This is a genomic window from Weissella bombi, assembly GCF_900094835.1.
Taxonomy (GTDB): Bacteria; Bacillota; Bacilli; order Lactobacillales; family Lactobacillaceae; genus Weissella; species Weissella bombi.
In genome coordinates, this window is record NZ_FMAO01000001.1 from 272,345 (window position 1) to 295,241 (window position 22,897).

The 22,897-nt window shown below is 36.9% G+C and carries 21 protein-coding genes; 2 read left to right on the top strand and 19 right to left on the bottom strand.

Features of this window, described 5'->3' with window-relative positions; all coding sequences use genetic code 11:
• Nucleotides 1-281: KxYKxGKxW signal peptide domain-containing protein (locus tag GA0061074_RS01310; protein ID WP_167550154.1), on the bottom strand; the 281-nt coding region annotated here is incomplete at its 3' end.
• Nucleotides 282-558: 277 nt separating this feature from the next.
• On the opposite strand from GA0061074_RS01310, the gene GA0061074_RS01315 reads away from it, so the two are divergent.
• Nucleotides 559-2,010: an HhH-GDP family DNA glycosylase gene (locus GA0061074_RS01315; protein ID WP_092461304.1), complete on the top strand. Its 1,452-nt coding sequence runs from the start codon at nucleotides 559-561 to the stop codon at nucleotides 2,008-2,010.
• Between the two features lie 97 nt (nucleotides 2,011-2,107).
• On the opposite strand, the gene GA0061074_RS01320 is transcribed toward GA0061074_RS01315, so the two are convergent.
• From GA0061074_RS01320 to GA0061074_RS01365, 12 genes are all read right to left on the bottom strand, one after another.
• Nucleotides 2,108-3,307 (bottom strand): SAM-dependent methyltransferase, encoded by a 1,200-nt coding sequence (locus GA0061074_RS01320; protein ID WP_092461305.1) that lies wholly within the window; start codon nucleotides 3,305-3,307, stop codon nucleotides 2,108-2,110.
• Between the two features lie 131 nt (nucleotides 3,308-3,438).
• Nucleotides 3,439-3,708, bottom strand: a complete 270-nt coding sequence (gene rpsN, locus GA0061074_RS01325) for a 30S ribosomal protein S14 (RefSeq protein WP_092461306.1) — start codon at nucleotides 3,706-3,708, stop codon at nucleotides 3,439-3,441.
• 2 nt (nucleotides 3,709-3,710) lie between these two features.
• Nucleotides 3,711-3,860, bottom strand: coding sequence for a 50S ribosomal protein L33 (gene rpmG / locus GA0061074_RS01330; RefSeq protein WP_002827335.1), 150 nt, complete (start codon nucleotides 3,858-3,860; stop codon nucleotides 3,711-3,713).
• A gap of 185 nt (nucleotides 3,861-4,045) precedes the next feature.
• Complete coding sequence (locus tag GA0061074_RS01335) at nucleotides 4,046-4,678, bottom strand: hypothetical protein (RefSeq protein ID WP_240005838.1); 633 nt, start codon at nucleotides 4,676-4,678, stop codon at nucleotides 4,046-4,048.
• Nucleotides 4,679-4,813: 135 nt separating this feature from the next.
• Complete coding sequence (locus tag GA0061074_RS01340; protein WP_092461307.1) at nucleotides 4,814-8,251, bottom strand: pyruvate carboxylase; 3,438 nt, start codon at nucleotides 8,249-8,251, stop codon at nucleotides 4,814-4,816.
• A gap of 159 nt (nucleotides 8,252-8,410) precedes the next feature.
• The gene (locus GA0061074_RS09085; RefSeq protein WP_159426633.1) at nucleotides 8,411-8,584 is read right to left on the bottom strand and encodes a hypothetical protein; all 174 of its coding nucleotides are present in this window, start codon (nucleotides 8,582-8,584) and stop codon (nucleotides 8,411-8,413) included.
• A gap of 63 nt (nucleotides 8,585-8,647) precedes the next feature.
• A complete protein-coding gene (pepT, locus tag GA0061074_RS01345) occupies nucleotides 8,648-9,880 on the bottom strand; it encodes a peptidase T (protein WP_092461308.1) in 1,233 nt (410 codons plus the stop codon).
• Between the two features lie 15 nt (nucleotides 9,881-9,895).
• Nucleotides 9,896-10,693 carry a Nif3-like dinuclear metal center hexameric protein gene (locus tag GA0061074_RS01350; RefSeq protein ID WP_092461309.1) on the bottom strand — a complete coding sequence of 266 codons (798 nt, stop codon included), beginning with the start codon at nucleotides 10,691-10,693 and terminating at the stop codon, nucleotides 9,896-9,898.
• Nucleotides 10,680-11,381 carry a tRNA (adenine(22)-N(1))-methyltransferase gene (locus tag GA0061074_RS01355; protein ID WP_092461310.1) on the bottom strand — a complete coding sequence of 234 codons (702 nt, stop codon included), beginning with the start codon at nucleotides 11,379-11,381 and terminating at the stop codon, nucleotides 10,680-10,682. Before GA0061074_RS01355 ends, GA0061074_RS01350 begins: the two co-directional genes overlap by 14 nt.
• Nucleotides 11,382-11,528: 147 nt before the next feature.
• A complete protein-coding gene (locus GA0061074_RS01360) occupies nucleotides 11,529-12,809 on the bottom strand; it encodes a tetratricopeptide repeat protein (protein ID WP_092461311.1) in 1,281 nt (426 codons plus the stop codon).
• Nucleotides 12,810-12,834: 25 nt separating this feature from the next.
• The gene (locus tag GA0061074_RS09175; protein ID WP_167494795.1) at nucleotides 12,835-12,975 is read right to left on the bottom strand and encodes a hypothetical protein; all 141 of its coding nucleotides are present in this window, start codon (nucleotides 12,973-12,975) and stop codon (nucleotides 12,835-12,837) included.
• A 21-nt stretch (nucleotides 12,976-12,996) separates the two neighbouring features.
• Complete coding sequence (locus GA0061074_RS01365) at nucleotides 12,997-14,700, bottom strand: hypothetical protein (RefSeq protein WP_167550155.1); 1,704 nt, start codon at nucleotides 14,698-14,700, stop codon at nucleotides 12,997-12,999.
• A gap of 121 nt (nucleotides 14,701-14,821) precedes the next feature.
• On the opposite strand from GA0061074_RS01365, the gene GA0061074_RS01370 reads away from it, so the two are divergent.
• Nucleotides 14,822-15,298, top strand: coding sequence for an NUDIX domain-containing protein (locus GA0061074_RS01370; RefSeq protein ID WP_092461313.1), 477 nt, complete (start codon nucleotides 14,822-14,824; stop codon nucleotides 15,296-15,298).
• 69 nt (nucleotides 15,299-15,367) lie between these two features.
• On the opposite strand, the gene GA0061074_RS01375 is transcribed toward GA0061074_RS01370, so the two are convergent.
• The 6 genes from GA0061074_RS01375 to GA0061074_RS01400 all read right to left on the bottom strand — a co-directional run bounded on the left by GA0061074_RS01375 (nucleotide 15,368) and on the right by GA0061074_RS01400 (nucleotide 22,797).
• Nucleotides 15,368-18,574: an AAA family ATPase gene (locus GA0061074_RS01375; RefSeq protein WP_092461314.1), complete on the bottom strand. Its 3,207-nt coding sequence runs from the start codon at nucleotides 18,572-18,574 to the stop codon at nucleotides 15,368-15,370.
• Between the two features lies 1 nt (nucleotide 18,575).
• Nucleotides 18,576-19,748, bottom strand: a complete 1,173-nt coding sequence (locus GA0061074_RS01380; RefSeq protein WP_092461315.1) for a metallophosphoesterase family protein — start codon at nucleotides 19,746-19,748, stop codon at nucleotides 18,576-18,578.
• Between the two features lie 23 nt (nucleotides 19,749-19,771).
• Nucleotides 19,772-20,986, bottom strand: coding sequence for an MFS transporter (locus tag GA0061074_RS01385; RefSeq protein ID WP_092461316.1), 1,215 nt, complete (start codon nucleotides 20,984-20,986; stop codon nucleotides 19,772-19,774).
• Nucleotides 20,987-21,049: 63 nt separating this feature from the next.
• Nucleotides 21,050-21,556 (bottom strand): ECF transporter S component, encoded by a 507-nt coding sequence (locus GA0061074_RS01390; protein ID WP_092461317.1) that lies wholly within the window; start codon nucleotides 21,554-21,556, stop codon nucleotides 21,050-21,052.
• The gene (locus GA0061074_RS01395; protein WP_092461318.1) at nucleotides 21,553-22,368 is read right to left on the bottom strand and encodes a bifunctional hydroxymethylpyrimidine kinase/phosphomethylpyrimidine kinase; all 816 of its coding nucleotides are present in this window, start codon (nucleotides 22,366-22,368) and stop codon (nucleotides 21,553-21,555) included. The genes GA0061074_RS01390 and GA0061074_RS01395 overlap by 4 nt, the downstream gene beginning before the upstream one ends.
• 153 nt (nucleotides 22,369-22,521) lie before the next feature.
• Complete coding sequence (locus GA0061074_RS01400; protein WP_042493879.1) at nucleotides 22,522-22,797, bottom strand: HU family DNA-binding protein; 276 nt, start codon at nucleotides 22,795-22,797, stop codon at nucleotides 22,522-22,524.
• Between the last annotated feature and the right edge of the window lie 100 nt (nucleotides 22,798-22,897).

The window sequence follows — 22,897 nt, forward strand, 5'->3', positions numbered from 1 at the left end:
GCTTCACTTTTATTTCCTAGTACATTTGCTGCCTGACTATTAGTACTATTTGATGCCGCTACTGATACCGCACTTACTGCTTCACTTTTATTTTCTGATATTTCTGTTACTTTGTTATTAGTAATCGTATCTTTCCCCACACCCACGACACTGCCCTCGTCAGCATGAACATGGGTGTCAAAAATTATTAAACTACCTCCTATAGTTATTGTAGTTAAGCCTGCAAATACCCATTTTTTACCATTCTTATACATTTTATAATGAATTTTATTTAACCCCATCATGAACCCCCTAATTTATAACTTCTTACACTAACACTTTCATTAGATTATTTACCAATAACCCTAGTGTATGTACTAAAAAATCAGGTCTAAAATATCAATTTTTTTATTATTTAAAAAAATAAGACATTTTTAGATATTTTAAATTAAGATTCATACCTTTAAATGATGTATAACAGTATTACTAATTAATAACTTTCAATACTTTTAATAAATATTATTTTAAGAAAGTTTTGTATAATATTCTGTCTTATAACATTTAAGGAAGGTTGTTCTTATGCTTTCATTTTATTCGCATTTAATTGATGACGATCAATATCAGATTATTCAATTTTTTGAATTATTTTTTAACACAAAAAAAAATTCTTATTCAATAGATCAACTACAAAAATCACTTGGTGTGAGTCGCTATAAAATTAAATATATTATTTCTATTAGCAATGATTTCGTTGAGCGAGTTCCCAATTTAAATGTTAACATTGACCAAAACATTGTGACTTGTGAATACATCGACCAATCTACGATAAGACGAATTACCACCATTTCTGCTACACAATCTATTAAATTTCAGATATTTTTACATATTTTTTTGAATCCCAAAAAATTGACAGATAAAGAATTGCAAACTGAATTAGGCATTAGCGCTGCAACTTATTTTAGGTTAAAAAAACAATTAAAAAATACTGCAGTATACAAAAAAATCAAATCATTTACGCCATATGAATCACAATTAAGATATATTATTTTTCGTATTCTTGAATATTTTGATTTTTTTACCTCGCCTTTATTACAAGAAAACTTACCTAAAAAGTTTTTGACTCAGGTAAATAACAGCATTACATATTCTGCGATTCTACTAGGTAACTCACCTACTTATAGTCAAAGGCAGCAAACCCTACATTTTGCTATAGTTAATTACTTTCGTTCAAGACAAAATCATTATATTTCAAAAGATAATGACGATAATGTCCTAGTAAAAATTAATTTAACTTCAAAAATTGCTTTATTTAATAACCATCTTAGTTCTAATTGGCATATACACCAAGGGGAATATCTTTTACAAACAAGGTTGTATGCTACTTTCTTAGTATCTATACAACAAATTCCTGTAAGTAAGTTAACTTTTTTAACACAATATCAGAATATTGTGTCACTTACTAATAACCAAACTCGATTAACTTCCAAACTATTTAACAGTGAATTAGATGTACATCAATTTACAAACTTTCAAAAACAATTGATAAAAATTAATGCGACATCAATATCACCTTTTTTAAAAATTGATTTATTAACACAACATAGTTGGTTTCCTAAAAAAATTAACACAAACATAACAATCAATAAATTAAGGGATGATTTAATTAATATTTATATAAAAAACAATGATTTTAGCACAGATAAATTAACCTTAAGTTATATTTATACCCAATACACACTAAATATTACTAATGAGCTTTTCCCACATTATTATAAACGTCCTATATATATAGCTGTTGATTTCTCACAGGACTTACGTGAAAACTATGTCGTTAATCATTTAATAACTTGGTCAAATTTAAATATTTATATTGAAAAAAACGTCTCTAATAAAACTGATATATTAATTTCTGATACCCATAATCCAAACTTTCATAATGAATTTATTTGGAAAGATGATCCTGACATCATTGACTGGATAAATCTATATGAATTTATTCAACTAAAACATTCAGAAAATAACAAAATTTAATCATTTTCTTGGTAGAAAAGCAAAAAAGAAGCCAAATTTTATATAAAAATTTGGCTTCTTTTTTAAACTATGTTATTAATTTATTCTATAATCAGTATTATTTATCACTATCACGTGCAGTCATATAAGCACGATTCATTGGCAAATCATGTCCTGAAGCACCCTTAGTAACTAAGAATTGCATGATGTCGATGTTTCCAGCCTCAAATGAAGCGGCACATGCCTGCAAGTACAAGTCCCACATACGTGCGAATTGTTCACCATACTCTTTAACAGTCTCATCATACACTTCATGATAATTTGCTGTCCAGTGTTCTAGTGTCTTTTGGTAGTGACGACGCAATGGCTCAAGATCATCTAATTGCAATCCAGCATCAATAATGTGCTTTACATTTTCAACAACGTTTGGAATGTATCCACCTGGGAAAATGTACTTTTCGATAAATGGATCAACCCCTGCACCATAATGTTGACCAGTAATACCATGAATCAAAGCACGTCCATTAGGTACAAGATACTTAGCAACGTCAGCAAAGTACTCCTCTAAGTTATCCTTACCTACGTGCTCGAACATACCAACAGAAGTAATGTAATCAAATTGTTGTTCAACATCACGATAGTCTTTCAACAAAACGTGAACCTTGTCTTCCAAACCTAGCTCATTAACGCGTTGCATCGTGTAAGCATATTGTTCCTCAGAAAGAGTAACACCATATGCATCTAGACCGTAATCTTGCGCAGCTGTGATAATCAAAGTACCCCAACCTGAACCAATATCCAACAATTTCTTACCTGGTTCACTATGTAGCTTATCCAAAATGTGGTGGACTTTAGCAATTTGAGCTTCTTCCAAAGTCATATCATCACGTGACCAGTAAGCACAAGAATAAGTCATCGTGCTATCCAACCACTTTTTGTAAAAATCGTTACCAATGTCATAGTGACTTTGAATATCTTCTTTAGACGTTTCCTTATCATGAGAAGATGTAAATTTACTTAGCAATGATCCCGTAAAGCCACTTTGATCAGTTAAGAAACTGTCCGCTTTACCGTACGCTGCTTTAACAAGTTCTTGAATGCTACCATCTATTTCAATATCGCGTCTCATGTACGCTTCCGCTAATTCAAGCGTTGGCACTTTTGCCATTCGCTTTAAATCAAGCTTCTTATTAAAGGTAACATGGATGTCTGGCTTACCCTCACCGTAAACCTCAGTTTTACCATCCCAATAAGTTACCATAACTGGTACATCAAATGCACTTGCTAATAGTTTATTTAAAACCTTCTTTTGTAACATACTTTTTAAACCTCACAATAAAAATATATACTACCATTGTACGCCTTTGTGTCAAGTCAATATACAATAAATTTATAAATAAAAAAAGCATCCACAATGTGGATACTTTTTCATGCTTTATGGTAAAAATTTTACCATGAAGCCTTCTTAACACCAGGAATTTGACCCTTGTGTGCCAATTCACGGAAGTTCAAACGTGACATACCAAAGTCACGCATGTAAGCACGTGGACGACCATCAATCTTATCACGACGGTGGATACGAACAGGTGAAGCGTTGCGAGGCAACTTTGACAACCCTACGTAATCCCCAGCAGCCTTTAGTTCGGCACGCTTTGCAGCGTACTTCTCTACAGTTGCTTCAATCTTCATTTCCTTAGCGATCTTTGACTTTTTAGCCATAATTACTTTACCTCCTTGAACACTGTAACACGACGCAACTTTGGAGAATATTTCTTAAGCTCCAAACGGTCGGGTGTGTTACGACGGTTCTTAGAAGTCAAATAGATACGCTCACCAGTTTCGGCGGCTTCTAATAAAATGTTAATGCGCATTAACATCACTCCTTGAATTTATTTGCGGGGTGCCCCCCACCACTAATTTGAACGACAGGACTAGCTGCATAGGGCTAATCCCCAAGCTTGCGCCGTTACAATATAGCTAGTAAATTACAAATATTTATATTACACATATTTCCATAAAATAGCAAGGGTTTTGCTTAAAAAATGAAAATATTCTTTTATGATTCGGCTAAACGCATAAAATACCAACTAATAAAGCCCATTGCCACAGCAACAACATCGTTAGCCATGACATCTAAGAAACCATTTACAGGCCAACCAATCAACGTCACAACATATGCTAAAAAGTTAAACAGGATATACAAAATTCCTAATAAAGTTACGGCATTGCTCAACGATCCAAAATGATTAGTTTGTGCTGAACGTCCTAATTGAATTAAACTAGCACCCAAACAAATAATTACAATACCAAAAATAACATCTCTAATCGAAATGGGCGTAACTGTAATAGCTACGTCTAATGTAATTGGCCATACAAATTGTAAAACAAGACTAACCAACCAAAATAATGATAGCAAACGTAAATCACGATTAAATTTTACTTTTTTTGTCTCAGTTGCATATCTAATCAATGCAATCAAAGTAACTAAAATTAATATTCCCGCAATTAACTGCAACATTCGAAATCCCAATTCGTAAGGCGTACCTTTGGCCGTTAACATTGCAATTGGATATGGACCAATCTTATATGTCGGCCATGCTAATGTCCCTAAGACACTTTCCAGAACTAATAAGAGACTTCCTACCATTCCTGCTCCGACAATAATTTTTTTCTGCCACCACAGCTGCATTGTTTTCTCCTTATTGTATAAAATAAAAAGAGCAAAAAGCTCTAACACCAATATAACGAAAAATTTTTTGAACGGCAAGCTCATAAAATTATCCTTATATGATTAATTACTTTTTACTCATTTTATTATTAATAGTTAATTTGGCTCAATTTCCAACAACAAATCACCACCATCAACAACATCTCCTGCAGCAACATGAACTTGCTTAACAGTACCGTTAAATGGCGCTTGAATAGTTGTTTCCATCTTCATGGCCTCAGTAACCAATAGCGTATCACCTTGTTTGAATGTTTGACCATCAGCCACGTCCACTGACAAGACACTTCCTGCCATAGTTGCACCAATTTCATTCTCGTTAGTTGGTTCAGCTTTACGTCTTACAATCGTTGTTGTTTGCACGCTAGCATCCTGGACATCTACTTCTAATGGTGTGCCATTAACGTCAAAGTAAAGTGTCCGCATCCCCTTAACATCCGGTTCACCAATTTCTTCAAGCTGGAAGATGACTGTTTTACCAGTACCCAATTGCACATCTACTCGTTCACCTATACGCATTCCTTGGAAGAAAGTTGGTGTATCAAGCAATGTCATTGGGCCGAAGTTATCAAATTTAGCAACATAATCCAAGAAAACCTTTGGATACAAAATATAAGAGATTACTTCTTCTGGCGTTGGCTGACGCTTTAACTTACGTGCTAGAGTTGCTTCTTGTTGCGCAAAGTCTACTGGTTCACTTAAAGCACCTGGACGTACAGTAATGGGTTTGCGTCCCTTCAAAACAACTGATTGTAGCTCCTTAGGGAAACCACCAACAGGTTGTCCCAGATCGCCGGCAAAGAAATCAACGACTGATTGTGGGAAATCAATTGTTTGCCCTTCAGCAAGAACCTTTTCAGGCGTCAAATCATTTTGAATCATGAACAAAGTCATATCCCCAACAACCTTAGATGATGGTGTCACCTTAATAATATCGCCGAACATTTTATTAACTGTAACGTACATCTTCTTAATATCAGACCAGCGATCTCCTAAGCGCAACGCTTGTGCTTGTTGTTGTAAGTTAGAATACTGACCACCAGGCATTTCAACTTCGAAAATATCCGTTTGTGTACTGCTTGTTGCACTCGCAAAGTCACGATAATAAGGGCGCACACTCGTCCAATAATCATTAATTTTATTTGCAGCATCAACATTTACTTCAGGTTGACGCTTATTATCACTTAATGAATAATAAACTGCCCCCATTGAAGGTTGTGACGTTGCACCAGAGAAAGCGGACATTGCCACATCAATAATATCAACGCCCGCATCAACCGCGCGTGCATAGGTGTACACACCATTACCAGTCGTATCATGTGTGTGTAAATGAATTGGCACATCGACTGTGTCTTTCAACGCACTAACTAATTGATAAGCAGCCTCTGGCTTTAATAGTCCAGCCATATCCTTAATCGCAATAATGTGTGCACCAGCATCAACTAATTCTTGTGCAAAATCAGTGTAATACTTCAAATTATACTTTGTACGACTTGTATCTAAGATATCACCTGTATATGCCATAGCAACTTCAGCAAGCTTATTATTATCACGAACATATTGAATTGACTTTTCCATCTGTGGTAACCAGTTCAAACTATCAAAGATACGGAATACGTCCATCCCATTAGTTGCTGCTAATTTAATGAATTCTTGCAATACATTATCTGGATAATTTTGATAACCAACAGCGTTAGAACCTCTAAACAACATTTGTGTCAATGTACGTGGCATCTTCTCACGTAGGATACGCAAACGTTCCCAAGGATCTTCTCCCAAGAAACGGTAAGCTGTGTCAAAGGTAGCACCTCCCCACATCTCACTTGAGAATAAATTAGGCAATGCATTTTGTACATCTGTTGCAATAGCTGCCATATCTTTTGTACGCAAGCGTGTTGCAAACAACGATTGATGGGCATCTCGCATTGTAGTATCTGTTAGCAATACCTTATCTTGTTGTTTCAACCAATCAACCACACCCTGTGGACCTTTACTATCTAAAACATCCTTAGCAGTTACCAAATCACTTGGCAAAACAATGTCTTTAGCTGGTTCAATAGTGTTTGCGGTATAAATTCTTGGTCGGTTACGATCCAAACCAGGGAACCCGTTAACAGTCGTCTCGGCAACATAGCGTAATACCTTACGTTCAGGATCCTTGTCTGGCAAAATTTCAAATAATTCAGTGTGCTTATCAACAAAAGTTGTTGGTGCTGAAGCACTTCTAAATGTTGGATGCGCAAAAACATTCTTCAAGAATGGAATATTTGTTTTCACGCCACGAATAACAAACTCATCCAATGCGCGCTGCATTTTATCAACAGCCGCTGTAAAATCAGATCCGCGTGTCACTAACTTAACTAATAGTGAATCAAAATATGGCGTAACCGTTGCGCCTGCAAATACATTACCTGCATCTAAACGGACACCAGTTCCGCCTGGTGAACGATACCATTCAATTTTACCTGTATCAGGCATGAAATCATTAGCTGGATCTTCTGTTGTAATACGTGATTGAATTGCAACACCATTAGCTGTTAATTGGTCTTGCATCGGGATATTCAATGGAGCTTCATGTAGACGATAGCCCTGAGCAATTAAAAGTTGTGATTTAACGATATCGACACCCGTCACCTCTTCAGTAACGGTATGTTCAACCTGAACACGTGGGTTAACTTCGATGAAATAAAAATTATCACCCTCTACTAAAAATTCAACCGTACCGGCATTTTGATAGTCAACACTACGCATTAAACGTAGCGCAGCATCTTGAATACGTTGTCGCATATTAACAGATACTGAAACCGCCGGTGCAAATTCAATAATTTTTTGATGGCGACGTTGAACGGATGAGTCACGCTCGAATAGATGCATAACCTCCCCATGTTCATCAGCTAAAATTTGGATTTCAACGTGTTGTGGATCCTTTAGATACTTCTCTAAATAAATATCGGGCTTACCAAAACTTTGCTGTGCTTCCGAAGCAGCACGTTCAAACGCTTCTTTAAGTTCTTCAGCATGTTCAACAACACGCATACCACGGCCACCACCACCAGCTGCTGACTTAACAAACAATGGATATCCATGAGTCTCACCAAATGCCAAGGCCTCAGCCACATCAGCAACGGGATGATCTGTACCAGGAACTGTTGGTACATCAGCCTTTATAGCTGTTTGTTTAGCAACAATTTTGTCACCAAACATTTTTAAATGTTCAACTTTTGGACCAACAAATTTAATACCAGCTGCTTCGACTGCAGCTGCAAAATCAGCGTTCTCTGATAGAAAACCATAACCTGGATGAATTGCATCGGCACCGGCTTGCTTTGCAATACGGATAATATCATCAATATCCAAATATGCAGCAATTGGGGCTTCTCCTGCACCAACTTGATATGCTTCATCAGCCTTAAAACGATGAACGGCAAATTCATCTTCTTTTGCAAAGATTGCTACCGTTTTTATTCCGAGTTCCTTAGCTGCTCGAATTAAGCGAACAGCAATTTCACCTCGGTTTGCAATCAACAACTTTTTCATTTAGTTGAATCCCCCGTATCTTTGTATGCCTACCTTATTTTCACATTTTATGATAAACATCTAATTTATTTTACCAAAAAAAAGCGCTATACACTACCATAAAATAGTATATAGCGCAAATATTACGGTTTTTAAGTAGCTTAAAACGATAAAAGCAATTTAATGTTTGTTTTTGACTTCTTCAAACTCTCCGTCAAAAACATCAGCACTCGGTTGAAAATTATGCCTAGCATTTGCTGCATTTATATTGCGAGCTATCATTTCTTTAGTACGTCGTAAGCGGACACGCCAGCCAATCCAAACAGCTAATATAACAATTAATAATAAAAACATTTAAATTCCCCCAACTTTAGTCTAACTATAGTACCTAGGATAACTTAAAATATACTTAGTTAATTATTCAGCGTTTAGTGTTGCAATTTTAACAACTGTATCAGCAGCTTGTTGCATAACTGTCGTTGAAACATACTCATAGCGACCATGCATATTTTCACCACCAGCAAACAAATTAGGCGTTGGCAATCCTAAGAATGTAATCTTTGATCCATCAGTACCACCACGAACTGGTTCAATAATTGGCTCAATATCTAATTGACGCATCGCTTCAGCTGCTAAATCAACGGATGTCATATCATCCTTTAGCACTTCACCCATGTTGTAATATTGATCTTTCAAAGTTAACTTAATACGATCAACACCCAATTCTTTATTCAAACGGTCAACAATTTCAGTCATCAAAGTCTTACGAGCTTCGAATTGTTGACGATCATGGTCACGGATAATGTAATCCATACGTGCATCTTCAGGAGTTCCAGTCAAGCTTAACAAGTGAAAGAACCCTTCACGACCTTCCGTCAATTCTGGTCGGTCGCCTGCAGGCAATGCATTGTGTACATCAATGGCTACCTGTAAAGCATTAACCATTGTATCTTTAGCTGTTCCTGGATGTACATTACGTCCTTGGATTTCAATTACAGCTGAAGCAGCTGAGAACGTTTCCCATTCAAGTTCACCCAATGGACCACCATCAACTGTGTAGGCAAAGTCTGCACCAAACTCAGCAACGTGGAAGTTATCAGCACCAATACCGATTTCTTCATCGGGTCCAAAAGCAAAGACCAACTTACCATGCTTAGCTTCTGGATGTGCAATCAGATATTCAGCAGCTGAAATAATTTCAGCAACCCCGGCTTTATCATCGGCACCTAACAAGGTTGTACCATCAGTTGTAATTAATGTGTGACCTTCATATTTCTTTAATGAAGGAAAATCTTCTACTGTTAATGAATATTCATCATTTAATTTAATCTCTGATTCACCGTCATAATCAGTGACAAATTGTGGTTGTACATTTTCAGCAGTAAAGTCAGCTGTATCAACGTGTGAAATAAAGCCAATTGTTGGTACATCTTTATCAGTATTAGCAGCTAGTTCTGCAAACACATAACCGTCAGCCATGGTACGAACATTTTCTAAACCGATTTCTTCTAATTCAGCTGCCAAATCTTTCAAAAAAGCAACTTCTTTAGGATCTGAAGGAACTGTCTGTGAATCCTCATTTGATTGTGTATTAATCTTCACGTAATCAATAAAGCGATTAATTAAATTAGGATACTTTTCTTCTGTCATTTTAAACCTCTTTCTTTAAATATAAGTATATGGATCTGTATTAATTGTTGATGAAAATACATCATCGATGTCCCAATGATTTTCTTGTTGCCATTTTTTAATCAGACTAACCATCTTATCTTTAGCAATAGCCTCCATATGATGATCAGGATCAATGACCACAAAATCATCTGCCAAAACATCATGCGCAGTATGATAATAAAAATCAGCCGTAACATAGGCATCAGCACCAGCAGCTAATGCATCTGGATACTCATCCCCACCGTCACCACCAAGAACTGCAATTCGTTGAATAGGACGTTTTAAATCATTTGCAATCACGCGCACTGCTTTAACCTGGAATAGGTCACGAATAAATGCTGCATATTCGGCTACAGTTTGTGGCTGCGCCAATGTTCCAATTCGGCCCAATCCGGTCTGACCATCCCCATTTGGAATCAATGGCGTGACATTTTGAAGTTTTAGAGCATCAGCTAGCCAATCATTCATACCACCTTTAGCAGCATCTAAATTTGTATGTGCTGCATAAACCACAATGTTGTGTTTAATCAACTCGGCATACATTTTATTTTGTGGGACTGACAAATCTAAATTCTTGGCTGGTTTAAAAATCATCGGATGATGTGCAAAAATAAAATCAACATCTGCATCGATTGCTTCTTGAACAACTTCTGGACGAACGTCTAAAGTCGTCATAATACGATGGATTTCTTGTTTAGCATCCCCAAGTTGTAAGCCAATTGGATCTTTTTCCCACGCCAATTCTGTCGGTGCGTATGCTTCAATTTGCGCAATAAGTTTATCGGCTTGCATAAACTAACGCCTCCATAATGGTTTGTAATTCATGTTGATAAGATTGATATGCTTCCGTATCGGTTTTATCAGCAGTTTCCAGATTCTTCATAATACTTTCAATTCTGTTAGCTTCACGTTGCCATTTTTCCGTCCAAGCTGCTGACGGTTCTGTTAGATGATAAGGACCAAATTGTAATTCACGCGCTGAGTAAGTTACATTTCCCGGTTCAGCTACCAAAATTTCATAATAATGTCCTTCGTCAGCAACAACTGCTTCATCTACTAAACGATAACCATTTTCTGATAACCAAGCACGTACTAAATCAACATCAATGTTAGGTTGTAAAACCAAACGGTGATAGCGCTTAGTCTCTAATTGGCCATCAGTCAAAATTTGACAAATCAAGCGTCCGCCCATGCCGGCAATGACAACTGTATCAATTAAATCGTTGGTCTCAATGGCAGCCAAGCCATCAGCTAAACGTGGTATTAAACGATCACCTAATCGATGACGCTGTACTTCAGATTTCACGTTAGCAAGCGGTCCAGGTGCCACTTCACCTGCAATCGCAAACGATATTTGATTATTTAATAATAAATTAGCTGGTAAATAAGCATGATCTGACCCAATATCAGCCAAACGGGCTCCATCAGGTACAAAATTGGCTACTGCCGCTAAACGTTTTGACAAATGCCAAGCGTCCATTATTCATCCTCGTTTCTGTATCTTATTATTTTCTAATATTCACATTATACATTTTTAAACACACTGTGACAAACTGCCTAATAACAATAAAAAACGTCCTATACCAGGAGAACATAAGCTTGTTTTCCTAATATAGGACTCTTTTATTTATAATTCTTGATCAACTTCATTTTGCAAAGCCGAAACCATATCAAAATCATCTGGTACCAACTGAACATAAGCTTGTAAGGCTCGTAATGCCAACTCACGCTCCCCTTCATTTCTGAAGTAATAGTAAGCCGGCTTCAAGAATTCAGCTGTGTCCATAAATGATGGTAACGCTGCTTCCCAATACTTCGTTGCCATGTCAAAGTCTTCCAAAGCTGTATAACTTTGTGCCAAGTTCCAATATAATTGCGGATTAATATCCGTATCATCATTAGAAAAGTACTCGTTTAACAAGTTAATGTTACCAACATGATCATCATTTTGAACTAAAAAGTCTGAATAACTTGTGATAAGCATTGCATCATCTGGAACATTCTCTAATCCTTCTTGATACAATGACTTAGCTTGTTCTTTTTCCCCTAGCTCTGCCGCAATTTTAGCACCTTCTTGGTAGAATTTAACATTAAATGGATCAACGGCAATACCTTCTTGATAAGTTACCAAAGCCTTATCTGGTTCATGCGCGTCCACATAAAGTTGTGCTAACGGTTCATACACACCAGCATAAGACGCATCTAAATCACGTAATTGTGTAAACGTCTTGATCGCTTTTTGCCAATTTTCAGGATTTGTTGCATAAGTCAAGCCCAATTGGAAACGAACATCCGGTGTCATATCAGCTTCTTTAATTTGTTCTAAGTAACCCAATGCATTATCAAAATTGCCGACAAGTGCATACGCAACACCAATGCGTGATACAATATCCAATCCTGAGAAATAACGTTCACCCGCTTTAATCAATTGACGATAATATGGAATCGCCGTTTGATATTTACCAGTAGAAAAGTAAAACTCAGCTAACGCAAATTGAATAATTGGCTCTTGATCATCTAATTGATAAGCTGTTAACAATTTATCTTCAGCCGCCTCAGTAAGACCTTCCGATTGGTATAAATCAGCAGCAACTAACAATGACTCTAGATAAGCTGTCGAATCCGTAGATATTTCTGAAAGGTACATCAATGCCTTATCAGTATCATCGTCATCAATGGCAATATCAGCCAAAGCTGTCCGTAATTGGTCTTCATCTGGATACTTATCTAATAATTTTTGATAGGCCCGTTTGGCTTGGTTTGAAAATCCTAAACCATATAATTCTTCTGCTAATGAATAAATTGTATCATCATCGTCATAACGTAGTGATGATGCAAACGATTTTTTAGCAGCATCTAATTGTCCACTTGATAATTCATCAAGCATACGTTCTGCAAAACTAGCCATTAGAGCGTCCTTTCATAATACGATGTTATTTTTTGTTTTGTTGTGCTTTTTGCTTAGCTTTCTCTAATAAAGCTTGACGAGCAGCTTTTTTCTGTTCGACCGTGGTTTTTCCTTGTTTAGCAGCACCACGTGCAAAGTCATTTGATTTAATTGTTCCTTGTCCCATTTTATCTAACCTGTTTATTATTTACTTTAAAGATTTGTTAGTCAAAGTCACGACATTAGCAACCGACGCACCAGCAATGGCTTTAACCTTTAGTTCTACTTGATCATTTTCTTGCAATAACAATGCATCCTGCTTTTGTGATGGATCCAAGGTGTATAGCGTGTCATCATCAACTAATTTAAACACTACCACCTGCTTACCATTTAAGGTTGCATTGGTGTTAACACGACCAACTTTACCAGTAATCTTTTTAATTTTAACTTTTTGATCACTAGCAGCGGCTGACTGGGCACTACCAGCTAAAGCATTACGGTATGATGCCAGTGCATCTGAAGCATTAGCACCTTCACCAATAACGTTTTGATCAGCACCTTTAATATAAGCATATTCACGGAAACGCTCATTATTATCCATCATTGAGACAACCCAAGTTGGTGTACCATCAATATTCATAATAACCGGATTTGACCCGTGCCACTTATTTTGTGGATGCAATTGCTTAGCAACCTTCATAGCACCCTCAGAATCCATAATACCGACATTCTTACCAGTATAGAAACGCAGCTTACCAGAACGCGTATCAATTAATGAATAACCTTTATCAGAATCGGCATTTGATCTAACTGTTGTGAAATCATCAAAGTATGCCAACGATCCATTCACGTTAAACATTGGTGTAACACCACTTTCTGAACCATTCTCAGTTGGCTTGATTTGATTCTTATGACGGAAATTAAATGCATATGGATTACCATATGTACGATTCATCAAAGTTGCTGCTTCAGGTGAAACGCCTACATCAACCCATTTAGGCAAATCCTTAGTCTTGTAAACTTCAGTCTTACCCGTATTAGCGTTTGTGATTGCGACATGGATATTATTAAACATCACTTGACCAGCCCAACGTACATTTAACAATGTTTGGACCCAGTAAGTTTGACCACTATTATCTACCTCAAGAATAGGTTCACCAACTTGTTGATAACGTGGATTTGCCATATAAATCTTACGTGCGATACTATGTGAGAACCAACTTGTTTCGGAATAAGCCATTTTTTCCTTCACAAAATGTGCCGTATCGTTAATATCTGTTGCTGAAACAACAAAATATCCCGGTAGTTCACGATTCATAAACCATGAAACAAAGCCATTAAACTCAACTGGTGCAACGTAATAAGGCTTACCTTTGATGTATTGTGCTGATAAATCACCTAGCTCATACATTGACGAATCTGGAACCTGCGAAAAGGCTTTTTTCATCATATTCTGTGCTGCTTGTGCAGACAAAGCAATTGGTTGATCATCTTTAGTCAATGGCGCTTCTTTTTGCTTAGTGGCCTGCACCGAATGATACATTGGTCGAACTGTCAAAGATTTTGACACACCTGCCACTACTGAAATACCAATTGCAATCAATGGAATAATAAATGGCCACAAAGTGATATTTAGCGCCATGCGGTCATGCTTTTTCGTTGTAACTTTCTCAATTACCACAGTGGCACTACCAATTAACAATGTCCAAATACTAATTAGTGTTGTCTCTAATGCAACCGGCATTACCAATTGTGATAATGTTGGTACCGGCATCCACCAATAAACAAAAATTGCGTTTAAAATAGTTAAGCCAGCGACTGCTAACCAATCTAGCTTACCCAGTTTTAATTTTTTTGCCCATAAAAAAGTCGCGAACATCGCGATTTCCAGGACCAAAAATGATGTAATCATGCAGTTCTCCTCAATAAAATATAGATACATTAATTGTACCATAAGAGCCATTTAAGTTTTTAGCCAATATGCTATGATTAAGTGAAACAGTCGTTAAATGATTACAGGGGGAATTATCAAAATGGTTATGGAACAATATTTCAAAAATATTCGTCAAAAAATCGGTCATGACGAAATTATTATGCCTGGTGTCGCAGGCGTTTTATTCGATGAAACACGCCAGAAAGTTTTACTTGAACAACGTGGGGATGGTGAAATTGGCTGGAGTTTAGTTGGGGGCATGCAAAACATTGACGAATCAGCAATGACCTCACTTATCCGCGAGTTTAAGGAAGAAGCTGGTATCGATGTTCAAATCAAAGCCCTAATTGGGATTGATACCAATTTTCACCACGTCTTCCCTTCTGGCGATAAAGCCCAAATTCCAATGACCCTATTTGAAGTTGAGCAAATCGGTGGTCAATTAAAAGCAGATGGGGATGAAACACTCTCGCTATCATACGTGCCACTATCAGATCATCCTAAAATGTACAACACGCAACACCAATTAGCTATTGATCAGATGATTAAGCAAGCCCCATATGGCTGGTATTTTTAATCGTATAAAATTAAAAAGTCGCCAATCTATCCAATTTCGGTAGATTAGCGGCTTTTATTTAAACATTTTTTATAAAGTACGCAGACATAATTGACTTCGTCCATCACCTAATTTTTTAACTTGTAATTGTTGTGGGATTTGTTGTTTCATCGAAGTAACATGCGAAATAATACCAACTAAGCGACCACTTTGCTCAACTAAGCTAAGAGCTTCCATCGCTTGTGCTAGCGTTCGTTCATCAAGTGATCCAAATCCTTCATCAATAAACAAAGCATCAATTTTAGCACCACCTGCTCGTCGTTGCACCACTTCGGCCATAGACAAAGCAATTGATAAGGCCGAAATAAATGATTCACCACCTGAAAGCGTACTAGTAGCACGTATTTTACCACCGTCTTGATCATAAATATCAATATCTAGACCATTTTGATTAGAGCGTCCACCTTGTCGATCTGACAAGATGAATTGATAACGTCCACCGGATAAGGTACCAATATAATGGTGATTAGCATAATCTAAAACATCAAACAAGAAACGGCGCAAAATAAATGGTTCAAGACGTAAGCGTTTTGCATTATTACCATCAACCGCTTGCGTTAACGTCAATAAATCTTTACCAGCCGCCTGTTGCTGCTCCCATTTATCTTGTAGTGCTTTTACTGTGGTTTCAATTTGTTTTTGTTGTGCCAATACTGATTTCTTCGTGGCATTATCTTCTATCAACCGATTTACTAACGTTTGCTGCTGATCAATGGCTGCCTGTATTTTCGCCATATCTGGTCTAGAGACATCCCCTAAAACCTGTTCCAAATTAGTAATATCTTGTTGTAATTGCGTCACAGTCGTCTGATACTTCGTGATATTCTGCGTTAGTTGATTTATTTTATCAGGTTGCTCCTGTAAGACATTAAGCAATTCATCAAATGCTTGTTGACTATCAACAGGGCCATCAGTGATTGCCGTTACAATTTGTTGTTCTAGTGTCTCAATGTCAGTTGCTGTTGTCGTTATTTTTTCTTCTAACGATGTCTTTTGCGCCTGCTTTTCAACTTGAGCTTGTTGGTTAGTCAAAACTTGATCATGCACTTTTTTAACTTGATCATCATATTGCTGCTGTTCTGCTTGTAATTTTTGCAACATTGTTTCATATTCAGCTACGGATTTGAGCGTTGTTTCTGATGCAACAATTTGCTTAATTTCTGCATCGTAAGCTTGCTTACTATCAGTTTTTGCCACAACTTTTTGCTCATTTTTAATGACCTGTGTTTGAATATTCTGCAATTTATTTTGACTGTCGGCTACTTGCTCTTGTAAATCAGCGGCCTCATTTTTAGCATGCTTTACAAAAGTTATTGCTTGTTCAAAACAACTAGTAAGTCGTGTTTCATCAAATACATCAGGTAACGTTACAAAAGTTTCTGATGATGATGTAAACAATTGTTGCCAATCCTGCTTAAATGTTGCATATTCTTTCTCTAATGTATCATTATCAGCTGTGACCTTATCTGTCAGCTCCATCAATTGCGTTTGATTATTTTCTAAATCCGTTTGCAATTTTGTTAATTGTACAGTTGCCGTTTGTTCAGCTTTTTCACTATCAGCAACCGCTTGAATAGCATCAGCCAAATCTGCATAAGTACTCTGTGCATCAGCATGGTCGTGATGAGCTTGTGCATGATAAATTTGACCACAGATAACACAAGGTTCACCATCAACGAGCTCTTGTTGTAATTGTTGAATTAAGATATCACGCCGTAACGACGCCTTGTCTTGTAGATCCTGTTTTTTATCTGCTTGATACTGCACCGCTGTTGCAACCTTTTGTTTCAGCACAGCAACCTGTTCTTTTTTAGTTTGCGCATCTTTTTTATTCTGTTCAAAGGCATGTTGATGATTAATTAACTGATCAAATTGATATTTTCGATTAGCTAATTCACTTTCATAAGCTGCATTTTTCTGATAGCGTGCCAAATTATCAGATTGCGTCGTGATAACAGCATCTAACTTTTGAGATGTTTGCTCAAGTTCTTCTCCTTGTGCGTATAACATTTTAATCTCATCAGCAATATTTTTACCCTTGTCGCGTAACGTTACCAATTGCCGTGCTTTTGGTAACAAGTTCTCTTGAATCCGCTTAGATAACTGTTGATTAGTCTCAACAACACTAGCTTGCTGCTTAAGTTCAGTTTGCGCATCAGCTAAAGTTTGCTGTTGCGTCTCCAATTCATCAAGCGCCGTTGATAACTTCTGCTTTTCACTAATCTGTTGCTGATATTGATTATGCAGATACCTTTGTTGGGTAACTAATGGTTGTTGCGCCACACCCCAAGATAATGTTGCTAACGTTTCTTTTTGCTGTGCAATACGATCCTTTTGTTCATATTGTTCGTTTAATACACTTTTTTTCTGCTCTAGTTGATCCAATTGATCAATAATCTGACGGCCCTTTTGTTGCTCACCATGCAATGCTGCTAGTTGAGTCTGAGCTTGATTTAAAATTTCAGTTTGTTGCTCAATTTCAGCGGCCATATCTGTATTTAGCTTACCCAAAACCTGAATTTTTTCAGTAGCTGTGGGCGCAATATCTTCAATATCAGGTTGTGCCCACTTAACTTGTTGTAACTTTTCATCACGTTGTGTCGCTAATTTTTCCAACGCTTGACCCGATTGCTTTTGCTGATCTTTTAAATTATTAACAAAATCATCAAAAATAGTAGTACCAAAAAGCTGACGTAAAATAACCATCTTTTCATCACTTTGCGCACTTAAAAATTCTCGAAATTTATCTTGCGGAAGCAAAATAATCTTACGAAATTGATCAGCATTTAAATGTAATAATTCTTCAATTTGATCATTAACTATCTTCGCTTTATCTCCCAATGCCTCTAATGGTGTCTCTAACGTTTCATCAACTTCGATTAACGACGCAGTTGCCTGATGAGTTGTCGTATCATCATCGGACTTTGCACCACGCTTTTTCTTCAATTGTTGCGTTGGTGTCCGCCGAATCTCATAAAAGTGACCATTATGTTCAAACCAAAAAGTAACCATCGTTTTAGCCAGGCCATTCGCAAACTCACTACGCATGTCTTCTGGACTACGCTCACCCGTACCTTTACCAAACAATGCATATGTCATCCCATCAAAAATGGTTGTCTTACCAGCACCCGTATCACCAGTAATTAGAAATAATTTCGATTCTGTAAATTTCATGAAATCAATCGTTGTTTCATCATACGGACCAAAGTTATTTAATTGTAATTTTAAAGGACGCATCTTACCCCTCCTCTTGTTGATACAAATCACTCAATGTATCATCTACCAATCGTTGCTGATTATCATTTAGATTTGTACCTGTCACATAGTTATAAAATGCAGCAATTAATTTATCATCAGCACCATCTGCATCTGCCGTAATTTCTGGTATTCCCTGTTTATCAGCCACTAAAGTCGGCAAATCATATTGCACCTCAACAACATCACCATAAATCTTAGCTAACGTTGCTCTAGCATTTGTCGCATTCGCCAAGCCTTGAATTTTAATGCTGAAATAATTTTTATGACCACGCTCATATTGACCATAAAAATTAGGATCAATCAATGTATCAAACGGTTCCGCCAATAAAATTAAATCTTTTTTCGGGATTAACGGATGCCAAGTTGTGGTCACAACATGTTTGTTAATTTCAACAATGTAGACCCCTTTTTGTGTTTGCGCTTCTTTAGTATTAAATTTTATTGGTGAACCTGAATAACGAACAGTTTCACTGGGACTAGCTTGCTTCAAGTGCAAATGTCCTAGCGCAACATAGTCAAAATCTTTGAACATCATATCATCAAGACTTCGTAATCCTCCGACTTGCGAATTTGTTTCACTTGTTAATTCATAATCTTGGTTCTTACTGCCTGTGACATAGTAATGTGTAACTAATAGATGATTCTTCTGCGGATCAAATTTTGCTACCATATCCGCAATAATCCTTGGCATCACTTGGTTAATCGTTTGGTATTGACGAGCTTGTGATTCTGGAATTTGATAATAGACACGAGCCATTGCTGGTTCAATAAAAGGCAATAAAAATATTTGCGTATCAGTTGTTTCGATTGGTGTAAAGGCATCTGCTAACGTTGTATTAAGATATAATTCATTTTGTTGGCGCCACTCACGACCAGCACCTAAACGAGTCGCACCATCATGATTTCCTGAAACGGCATAAATTGGTAGATGATGATTAATATTCAAATCTTTCAACATACCTTCCAAACTATTAACTGCGGCTGTTGGTGCAATACCACGGTCGTATAAGTCGCCAGCAATAATTACACCATCAACCTTTTCAGATAATGCAATATCACGAATTTGTTCATAAGCAGTTTGCTGCTCTGGTAACAAAGAGAAGCCACCCAACTCCTTACCAATATGCCAATCAGCTGTATGTAAAAATTTCATTGTCAATTACTCCCCATTCATAATTATTCGTCAAACACATTTTTTGTGTGTGCAATCATAACTGCAGACACAATCATTAACAAAACCAAAATTAGGTAAACAATATTTTGAATCTTTCCTGCTGGATTAGCATCAAAAGCGTGCCCATATAAAATGGGCCCAAATGCTGACATAAAATAACCACCAGCTTGTGCCATACCAGATAAACGAGCTGTTTGTACTGGTGATTGTGTTTTACTTGCAAACATTGTTAATGAAAACAAAAAGAAAAAGGCAGTTGATGCACCAATTAATATTGTTACAATGCCCCAAAAGACAACCGACTTGGTTTGCGTGTGAAATAACATCACAACACTAAGTAATGCTACCATACCTGCACCTAATGAAACCCAAGTTGTACCTTTTGCCTTCAATGTTAAAAATACCGTTGGTAATATAATTGATAATGGCATACCCACAAATGAATATAACGACATAAAAATTGTCATCACCCCATTAGGAACACCATGTTGCAACATCATAGATGGTAACCACGCAACGGTCGTGTAATTAACTGTTGCTTGCACACCAAAAACAAATAAGAATGGCCATGCTTTATAGTTTGACCAGACATGTAAATGCTCTTTAGGTTGCACTGCCTGCTTAGATGATGTTGTCACGTCGGTTGTTGGTGTAGCTTTTTTAGTCGTCCAAAACCATAAAATTAAAGTAAGCGCAGGCACTAATACTAGTAACCCCATGACACCTTGCCAACCAGATACTGCTACAACAGGTGCTGTGATTAAACTAAATACTGCTGATCCAACCATGATTGCAAGCGAGTAAACTGATGTATACAAACCAATTTTATTAGGAAAATAAGTCGCTACAAATGGTGGCATTAATACGTTCAAATGTGCAATACCAATTCCAATTAAAGCAGTACCTAGTAAAATTAATGGCATATTAACCAACATACGCAATATTGACCCAACAATAATACTTAACAACGACAAAATAAGTGCACGGTTAAGGCCAAATTTCACCATTGTTTTAGTTGCAAAATTTGAAATAAGCAAAAACATGATTAAGGGAATCGTCGTAATAATTCCTAGCTGACTCTGAGCAACATGCAACGACTCAGCAATTTGTGGTAGCATTAGCGGCATTGTTGTAATCGGTGCACGCATAATACTGCTCATTAACATTAAACTAATCGTCAATAATATAATAACTTGATGTGATTTTTTCTCCAACATTTTCCATCTCTTTCTAAAAACAAATAAAAAACTGCCCCCATGTGACAGTTTTTAAACTTCTAATTAACGTATCCACTTACGTAACGGTACACTAACAATCAATGCTAGGATAAAGCCAACTAATACCTGCATAATATTTGCTGGAACATCTGCTAAGCCTGCTAATACAGCCGCTTGTATAGACATTTTAGCACCGCCTGTAATCCACAATAAGAAACTACCGGCAAGCCAGTAACCAAATACCATCGTAAAGCTACCCAGTAAATTACCAAAAATTCGTATACCGACTGTTTTTTGAACATTAAAACGACCAATAATCCAGCCTTCTAATCCATGAATAATTAGTGAAAAAAACATCCATTGTGGATAACCAGCAAATAAGTCTAGCAAAAATCCGGTTAATCCACCGACAGCTAAGCCCATCTTAGGACCGAAGTGCCAAGCACCAATAAAGATACCTATTTCAACCAACGAAACAAACCCCGTTGGTGTTGGCAATTTTGCAACATAGCTCAAGACAATATTTATTGCAACTAAAACTGCCCCAATTGTTATCTGTTTTGTTTTCATTTCTCTATCCCTTTATGCCGACGAGCTGCTTGCCAAACGTTGCCTACTTCAAATGCATCGTTTAACTTAATTCCCTGTAAAATACCATCATGAACAAAACTTTTTGCATCGGCAATCGCAGGCAATGGGGCAACATCTTGTCCTAATTGGCTCGCAATAGCTGATGAAAAAGTGCAACCTGCACCATTATTATATGGCTGTGTTAATTTTGGTAATTTAACCAACTTTTTAACATCACCAGTCACAATTGCATCCGTTGCGTTATCACCAGGTAAACGCATACCACCTTTAACAACCACTGTCTGTGCCCCAAACTGGTGTAATATTTCTGCAGCCGCTAACAAGTCAGCTTCAGATTCAATTGTTTGTTGTGTTAATAATTGCGCTTCAACCAAATTAGGCGTTATAACAGTTGCCAAAGGTATCAAATTTTCAATAATTGCTTGTGCCAGTTTGCCCACATTAACCGTATCCGTTTCTTTAAACGCCATTACTGGATCAATTACAACTGGTATCTGCTGTGCATTTTTTCTTAAAAAATCACTCACTAACTCAATATGTGCTACAGTTGGCAATAACCCCACCTTAATGCCTTTTACATTAGTTAATTGACCTAAAGAATCCAACTGTGCTTTCAGCACTGGAACCGGCACATTATGAATTTCAAAATCATCTTGATTAACTGTCACGATACTTGTTACTGCGCTTAATCCAAATAATCCATATTCATTAAATGTTGCTAAATCCGCTTGAATTCCGCCACCTGCTAAAATATCCGAGCCAGCAATCGTTATCATTTTCCCAATCGCCATCTCTTCACCCCTTTTATATTAATTAATATTTATATCGCAATCAAACATAAGTGTAGCACAAATCCACTGATGTAAACATATTCGTACAAATTTACTTTCAAAAAAGCACAAAAAAGAAGCTATGCCTAAGCATAGCTTCTTTTTTAAAAACGCTTATTTGATAGCGTCTTTCAATGCCTTACCAGGCTTGAATGCAGGAATCTTTGATGCAGCGATCTCAATTTCCTCACCAGTTTGTGGGTTGCGACCCTTACGAGCTGCACGAGAACGTACTTCAAAGTTACCAAAGCCAATTAATTGAACTTTTTCACCCTTTGCCAAAGTATCTTGGATTGAAGCAAATACTGCATCAACTGCAGCAGTTGCATCCTTCTTTGTCAAACCAGTTGCTGTTGCAACATCAGTTACTAATTCTTGCTTGTTAGCCATTTTAATTTCCTCCTGCATAGTTATATTGACTAAATGTCAATAATTTCAGATTGAATCTGTAATTAGATTTCGATATTTAGAATATCATAGTTAGCGCTAT